7 protein-coding genes are annotated in these 7,375 nt (G+C 38.0%); 3 read left to right on the top strand and 4 right to left on the bottom strand.

What is annotated here, in order from left to right; genetic code table 11:
• Positions 1–227 (top strand): hypothetical protein (locus tag H6F62_RS20720; protein WP_206755830.1); only part of this gene is annotated, 227 nt, incomplete at its 5' end.
• A 328-nt stretch (positions 228–555) separates the two neighbouring features.
• Here the strand turns inward: H6F62_RS20720 and H6F62_RS21230 are convergent.
• From H6F62_RS21230 to H6F62_RS13760, 4 genes are all read right to left on the bottom strand, one after another.
• Positions 556–690 (bottom strand): hypothetical protein, encoded by a 135-nt coding sequence (locus H6F62_RS21230; protein ID WP_277878597.1) that lies wholly within the window; start codon positions 688–690, stop codon positions 556–558.
• Positions 691–973: 283 nt separating this feature from the next.
• A complete protein-coding gene (locus H6F62_RS13770; protein ID WP_190372279.1) occupies positions 974–2,026 on the bottom strand; it encodes an anthranilate phosphoribosyltransferase family protein in 1,053 nt (350 codons plus the stop codon).
• Positions 2,026–2,952: a LysR family transcriptional regulator gene (locus H6F62_RS13765; RefSeq protein ID WP_190372278.1), complete on the bottom strand. Its 927-nt coding sequence runs from the start codon at positions 2,950–2,952 to the stop codon at positions 2,026–2,028. Before H6F62_RS13765 ends, H6F62_RS13770 begins: the two co-directional genes overlap by 1 nt.
• 199 nt (positions 2,953–3,151) lie before the next feature.
• Positions 3,152–3,592 carry a ubiquinol-cytochrome c reductase iron-sulfur subunit gene (locus H6F62_RS13760; protein WP_137909258.1) on the bottom strand — a complete coding sequence of 147 codons (441 nt, stop codon included), beginning with the start codon at positions 3,590–3,592 and terminating at the stop codon, positions 3,152–3,154.
• A gap of 439 nt (positions 3,593–4,031) precedes the next feature.
• On the opposite strand from H6F62_RS13760, the gene H6F62_RS13755 reads away from it, so the two are divergent.
• Both H6F62_RS13755 and H6F62_RS13750 read left to right on the top strand, forming a co-directional pair.
• Positions 4,032–5,594 carry a ferredoxin--nitrite reductase gene (locus tag H6F62_RS13755; RefSeq protein WP_137909259.1) on the top strand — a complete coding sequence of 521 codons (1,563 nt, stop codon included), beginning with the start codon at positions 4,032–4,034 and terminating at the stop codon, positions 5,592–5,594.
• A gap of 230 nt (positions 5,595–5,824) precedes the next feature.
• A complete protein-coding gene (locus tag H6F62_RS13750; protein WP_190372277.1) occupies positions 5,825–7,324 on the top strand; it encodes a NarK family nitrate/nitrite MFS transporter in 1,500 nt (499 codons plus the stop codon).
• Positions 7,325–7,375: the final 51 nt, after the last annotated feature.

Here is a 7,375-nt window from a genome sequence, read left to right as displayed (position 1 = left end):
TTTTTAGCGGGCAAGATGCCCGCACTACAAGATTTTTATCATTAATATCTGTACTTTGTGAATATCGGAAACTGTTGGCAGTTGACAAGACGCAAAAAAACCGCGAAAAATTTTATTTTCAGGTGTTGACAAAGAATTTTAAAAATGTTATCATAATCTTGATAAGGAAGAACTATCGTAAATTATTTATAGTAGGGTGTGTTAGCGACAGCGTAACGCACCATTAGTATAGACTTTGGGTGTAGCATAGCGATAGCGAAGCGCTGCTGCAAGCAGTTCGCTATATAATAGAGTAACGCACCATTTTAAATCATTGACATCATCATACAGCAGATTTCATTTTCATGAGGTAGATTTTTAGCGGGCAAGATGCCCGCACTACAAGATTTTTATCATTAATATCTGTACTTTGTGAATATCGGAAACTGTTGGCAGTTGACAAGACGCAAAAAAACCGCGAAAAATTTGCTTTTTAGGTATTGACAAAGGATTTTAAAAATGTTATCTTAATCTTGATAAGGAAGAACTATCTTGAATTATTTACAGTAGGGTGTGTTAGCGACAGCGTAACGCACCATTGGTATAGACTTTGGGTGTAGCATAGCGATAGCGAAGCGCTGCTGCAAGCAGTTCGCTATATAATATAGTAACGCACCATTTTAAATCATTGACATCATCAGAAAAACCCATCTTCATCCTGTACATCCTTTAATCAGTTGACAGGGAACAGCCAACAAAACGCAAAAAAACCGCGAAAAATTTTATTTTCAGGTATTGACAAAGGATTTTAAAAATGTTATCCTTATCTTGATAAGGAAGAACTATCTTAAATTATTTATAGTAGGGTGTGTTAGCGATTAGTAATGCACCTTTGGTAAAGACTTTGGGTATAGCATAGATATCGCTATATAATATAGTAACGCACCATTTTAAATCATTATCCTGTACATCCTTTGATCCTGGATATCCTGGGCTAACACCACGCTTCGCTATCAGACATCACCGTACTGATTTCGTCAAGTTTAGCCTTGACTACGCCACTGCTGATTAATTCAGTAGCTTTGTCTATACCCGCTTGCATATCTGGAGAAATACCACTACGCCACAAATAAAAACCGCCATTCCATAAAGCTGTTTGCAGCAGTTCGCTGGCGTTTCCCGTCAAAACCCCTTGCAAATCATTGATTAGTTCTGCTGTAGTAGTTAGAGGCACATTTTTAGTTACAAAACCATATTCACGGGGTACGAGTTGTAACCGAGTTAATTCATCTGGATTTAATGAAGATAAGCTAATAATGGCTGTGCGATCGCGTGGTAAATCACAACTACCCTCTAAACCTTTAATAAAAGTATATTTCCTCACCCCACGTAACCCTAAAGCCACTTGAAACATTGCTTCTGTAGGGGGATGAACAAAACCAGCAATAATGTGAGCATCACCAGCGTAGGGACACCAAATTAACTCCATGGTTGCTAATGGTGGACGTTTACCCAATTGCTCACGATATGACCACAAAATTTGATTGAGGGGAAAATGCTTTGGGGTGTAAACAAAGCCAATTCCTGTGGCTTCAAAGACCTGCTGGGTTTGTTCTAGTGTTAAACTAGTCCAATCTATTCCTAAACCTTGCCAAATTTCGATTAAAGGTAGACCATATTTTGTCGGTAAACGATCTCCTCCGTGCATAATTACAGGTTGTCCCGCAGCAGCTAATAGTAAAGCCGTAATCACATTAATCGGTGCAGTACGAGTTCTGCCATCATAGGGTATACCTAAAATAATTACAGGTTGTCCTATTGATTGCAACTTTGGACCGAGTTCATAGTAAGCGTCTAACATCCCTGCTAATTCTGCTCCCGTGGGACGTTTAATACGGTGAGCAATTAAAAATGCGCCAACTTGTACAGGTGTAGCTTCATTTAATAACATCATTCTTGTAGCCGTGGCCGCTTCATCACGGGTTAAATTTTCTGATGTGTGATTTCCGCTACCTATTTTTTGGATAAATTCTCTAAATTTAGTCATTAGTTAGTTGTCATTGCGGGAATATTATTCTTGACAAGTTGCCAAAAGTGTTGTATGGGAGGAATCTGGAGACGGTCGTGAGTGGTTACCATTACTACCCGACGAGTCAAACCAGAATTATCGGCTAAATTGCTATTTTCGGCTAGGGGACGAACCGCAAGGGTAGGATCATTTCTAGATTCTATTAATGCTGACTGGGGAAGTAAAGCAATTAGTTCTCCTTGACGAACTACTCCCCGAAAGGCCTCTAAGGTATTTACTTCTAAAGCCGCGCTGAGTTTGGTTGACCTACTTTCAAATTTATCCTGAATGAGACGCTGCATCCCATAACCTTCTTTAAATACTACTTGACGATAGCGAATTAATTCTAACCAAGGGATAGATTCATATTCAGATAGGGGATGATTAGCTGCAACTAAAACCTCTATTGGTTCATCATATAGCACTTCTACCACCATTTCCTTACCTGTGATTAAAAAGCGATTGTGCATAACAATTGCTAAATCTACTAAACCATCCTTGAGAACTTTTAGCGAGCGATCGCTTCCCAATGATGTTACCCGCAATTGTACCTCTGGGTAATCATGGCAAAATTTTTGTAACACTGGTGGTAAATAAGAAGCACAAACAGAATGAATGACTGCAATACATAATTCTGGTTGCTTTCCTCCCATTAAGTCCGTTAACTCTTGTGTAGCAGATTCCCATTCTTGACAAATTTTCTGGACACGGGGGAGTAAGCGTTCACCGCCTAAAGTTAATTTAGCATGAGTACTGCGGTGAAACAGTTCTACCCCCAAATTTGCCTCTAGTCCCTGAATTTGTCTACTAATGGTAGATTGGGTAACACCACATTGTTTTGCAGCTTGTTGAAAACTGCCAGTTTGTGCGATCGCCAAAAAGGCTTGCAACTGCTCTAAACGCATTTTGATTTAGCCTGATGATACATGATAAATTTAACGGACTTAACTCATTTTCCGTATAATTTTAATTTAACTAATTTTTCATTTAGTATTTACTTCATACAAATAAATTAGTGGAAATACTAGCTAATAAGTGATTATTTACCCTGATAGAGATTATTGAAAAAGGGTTTCCGTCAGAAACCCAGGGTTTCAGAACATCTTAAACTGTTTTCACAAACACAGAACCAGCTTCAATCTTTGTTTGGTAAGTTTTGAGGGGCTTTTTAGCAGGACTCCGTTTGAGTTTACCATCACGAGCAAACTCTGCACCATGGCAGGGACAGACAAATTTATTTTCTTTTGCTTTCCAGTCAATGGTACAACCTTCATGAGAACAAGTAGGATTAACAGCGATTAAACTTTTAACAGCTTTCGATGTTCCCACCACCAACACTGCACCAATTGGCGAATTTTCCGCCAATAATTGACCAGTTTTGTCTAATTGTGCCACAGTACCCACCTTTTGCCAGCCTTTTGTAGCAGTATTAGATCTAGAACTAGGTGCTGCGGTTGTTTCAGGAGAACAAGCCGCAATTGCTATAGGTAGAGAACTAGCTAAAAAACCCAATCCCACCCAGTTGATAAAGTCACGACGTTTCATAATTGCTTTTAATAATACCTGATTTCTTACCAATTAATATATATTAATACTGCCAAAATTTGATCAAATCTCCACATTTTAACACCTTAGTTAAATCAAAAAACCTTAAAGCTTTTACTCTCAGTGCCGGAAGCGTCTCTACGTGAGACACATTCCTATCTTCATATACGAACGCATTAAAATTTATACAAGCTCATCTAGAAAAACAAATTTTTGATTTATGCAATCATAGCAATTATGATATCCATTTTTTGCATAATCACTTGATTTTAGTAACCTAGTATACGAATTGTTATAAAAAATCACACTAAGTTATCAATATCGCAACTGTTACAAACACAAAACAGGAAACTACTATCAGTTATTTCCCCAAAGTGGTAAATACAGAAGTGATGAAAGGGTACACAGTTAATTAAGTCCTATCTGCCAAGAAAAGACCATGATAGATACAGCAGCTACCACAGAAAAACTGAATAAATTCGAGAAATTCAAAGCCGAAAAAGACGGACTCGCGGTTAAGAACGAAATAGAGCAGTTCGCGCAAATCGGTTGGGAAGCAATGGACGAAAATGACCTTAACCACCGCCTAAAATGGTTAGGTGTATTCTTCCGTCCAGTGACTCCTGGTAAATTCATGATGCGAATGCGGATACCTAATGGTATTCTCACTAGCAATCAATTATCGGTTTTAGCAGAGGTACTACAGCGTTACGGTGACGACGGCAGCGCTGACATTACCACTAGACAGAATATACAACTACGCGGCATAAAAATTCAAGATATTCCCAATATCTTTAATAAATTTCACAAAGTGGGATTGACTACTATCCAATCTGGGATGGATAATATCCGCAATATTACAGGTGATCCTGTAGCTGGTTTGGACATAAATGAATTATATGATACCAGAGAATTAGTCCAGCAAATCCAGGATATGCTGACTAACAATGGTGAAGGTAATCCAGAATTTAGTAATCTTCCTCGGAAATTTAACATTGCAATTACTGGGGGAAGAGATAATTCAGTTCACGCAGAAATTAACGATTTAGCCTTTATTCCCGCTTTTTTGACAAATCAAGAGCAAATACCAGTCTTTGGCTTTAACGTCATTGTCGGTGGTTTATTTTCCGCAAAACGTTGTGAAACCGCTATGCCTTTAAATGTTTGGGTATTACCGGCCGATGTTGTATCATTATCCAAAGTCATTGTCGAGATATTTCGAGATCATGGTTTACGCGCAAACAGACAAAAAGCCCGGTTGATTTGGCTACTCGATGAGTGGGGTATAGAAAAATTCCGCACAGAAGTAGAAAAGCGTTTTGGTAAATCATTATTACCCGCAGCAGCGAAAGATGAAATTAACTGGGAAAAACGGGATCATCTAGGCATATATAAACAAAAGCAAGCGGGATTTAACTACGCAGGTTTAAATATTCCCGTGGGGAGATTATCTGCTCATGATATGTTGGAAATTGCGCGGTTAGCGGAAGTTTACGGAAGTGGAGAAATCCGGTTTACCGTAGAACAAAATGTTATTATCCCCAACATTCCCGATAGTAGTTTAACACAATTTTACACAGAAGGCATATTAGAGAAATTTGCAGTTAACCCTGGCTTATTAATGCGATCATTGGTATCATGTACTGGCGCACAATTTTGTAATTTTGCCTTAATAGAAACCAAAAATCGCGCCTTAGAAATGATTAAATCATTGGAATCTGAATTAACTTTATCACATCCGGTGCGAATTCATTGGACAGGATGCCCAAATTCCTGTGGACAGACCCAAGTAGCAGATATTGGCCTCATGGGAACTAAAGTCCGTAAAAATGGGCAAATGTTAGAAGGTGTGGATATTTATATGGGTGGAACAGTGGGGAAAGATGCACATTTAGGAACTTGTGTGAAAAAAGGTATTCCTTGCGAAGACTTACAACCCATATTAAGAGAAATACTAATTACTCAATTTGGGGCAAAATTACGAGAACCAGCAATAGCTTAAAACCAAAAATTAACCTCATAAACTAGATATTAAATCATCTGGGTTTATCAGTGGTTGATAAATCATCAATTTTGGCAATTTAATCATTGTCAGTGAATTTTCGTAAGTAGGTGAACAGAAAAAAACCGACATAGGTAACGAAAAGTAAAGTTGCCCTGTTCCCTGTTCCCTGTTCCCTTGTCATAACGACAATTTTTAACGCCAACCTACTTATTTTGTGAGCAAAGAAAATGCTAAAAGGACTATTTTCACTTCAAGGACGTTATCGGATTTTACATCAGACATGGTTGGCATTTTTCTTAACCTTTGTTTGTTGGTTTAACTTTGCCCCCTTTGCAACCACAATTGGTAAAGAATTACATTTAGCACCAGAACAAATTAAAACCTTAGGAATTTGTAACCTAGCATTAACAATTCCCGCGCGGATTATTATTGGGATGTTATTGGATAAATTCGGTCCAAGAATTACCTATTCCCTATTATTAATGTTTGCGATTATCCCCTGTTTATTCACAGCATTAGCCCAAGACTTCAACCAATTAGTAATTAGTCGTTTATTAATGGGAATAGTTGGTTCTGGGTTTGTTGTTGGTATTCGCATGGTAGCAGAGTGGTTTCCTCCTAAAGAAATGGGAATTGCTCAAGGTATTTATGGAGGTTGGGGTAACTTTGGAGCATTTGGATCAGAATTTGCATTACCAACAATTGCAATTGCAACTAGCTTTTTAGATGGTGGTTTATCTAATTGGCGTTTGACCATTGCATTAACAGGAATTGTCACCGCAGTTTACGGCTTATTCTACTATCAAAACGTGCAAGATACACCCCATGGTAAAGTTTATCAAAAACCCAAGAAAAATGGCTCATTAGAAGTAACTTCCATCAAAAGTTTTTGGGCGCTGATTGTTTCTAATTTTGGTTTAATCTTCGCATTAGGTTTATTAGCTTGGAGACTAGAACAAAAGAAAATTCATTTTCTCACACTCAGCCAAATGTATATAGTTTGGATTGTCTTAGCAGGATTATTTGCTTATCAAACCTATCAAGCATATCAAGTCAATCAAGAATTACTAATAGGACAAAAAACCTACCCAGCAAATCAACGTTATCAATTTGGACAAGTAGCATTATTAGAATTTACCTACATTACCAACTTTGGTTCAGAACTAGCAGCGGTTTCCATGCTACCTGCATTCTTTGAAAAAACCTTTGGTTTGGAACATATTGTAGCCGGAATGATTGCATCTATTTATCCATTTCTTAATCTATTTTCTCGTCCTAGTGGCGGTTTAATTTCTGATAAATTAGGTTCGCGTAAATGGACAATGACCATTATTTCCGCTGGAATTGCAATTGGCTACTTAATGGCACATTTCATTAACAAAGATTGGCCTATTCCCCTGGCAATTGCAGTCACAATGTTTACCGCTTACTTTGCCCAAGCTGGTTGTGGTGCAACTTACGGAATAGTCCCATTAATCAAAAAAGAAGCAACCGGACAAATAGCTGGAAACGTTGGTGCTTATGGTAATTTTGGTGGCGTAGTTTATCTAACAATCTACAGTTTAACAGACCCATCAACCCTATTTGCTACAATGGGAATAGCCGCCATGATTTGTGCCTTTATGTGTGGATTCTTCCTCAAAGAACCAAAAGATTCATTTGCATCTGACAATGAAATTGAAGAAGCAAAAATTAACCACCAACCAATTTTAATAGTAGAAGAATAAATATCTCACGCCAAGGCGCGAAGGTAATAACTCAAGTTGCTAGTTATCTAG

This window comes from Anabaena sp. FACHB-1391 (assembly GCF_014696755.1).
GTDB classification, from domain to species: domain Bacteria; phylum Cyanobacteriota; class Cyanobacteriia; order Cyanobacteriales; family Nostocaceae; genus Dolichospermum; species Dolichospermum planctonicum.
This window is presented reverse-complemented; position numbering and strand designations above follow the sequence as displayed.

What these genes read in the sequence shown, in the direction of transcription:
- H6F62_RS13755 (WP_137909259.1), top strand. Translation starts at nt 4,032, where the DNA reads ATGATAGATACAGCAGCTACCACAGAAAAACTGAATAAATTCGAGAAA.
- H6F62_RS21230 (WP_277878597.1), bottom strand. Translation starts at nt 690, where the DNA reads ATGGGTTTTTCTGATGATGTCAATGATTTAAAATGGTGCGTTACTATA.
- H6F62_RS13770 (WP_190372279.1), bottom strand. Translation starts at nt 2,026, where the DNA reads ATGACTAAATTTAGAGAATTTATCCAAAAAATAGGTAGCGGAAATCAC.
- H6F62_RS13750 (WP_190372277.1), top strand. Translation starts at nt 5,825, where the DNA reads ATGCTAAAAGGACTATTTTCACTTCAAGGACGTTATCGGATTTTACAT.
- H6F62_RS13765 (WP_190372278.1), bottom strand. Translation starts at nt 2,952, where the DNA reads ATGCGTTTAGAGCAGTTGCAAGCCTTTTTGGCGATCGCACAAACTGGC.
- H6F62_RS13760 (WP_137909258.1), bottom strand. Translation starts at nt 3,592, where the DNA reads ATGAAACGTCGTGACTTTATCAACTGGGTGGGATTGGGTTTTTTAGCT.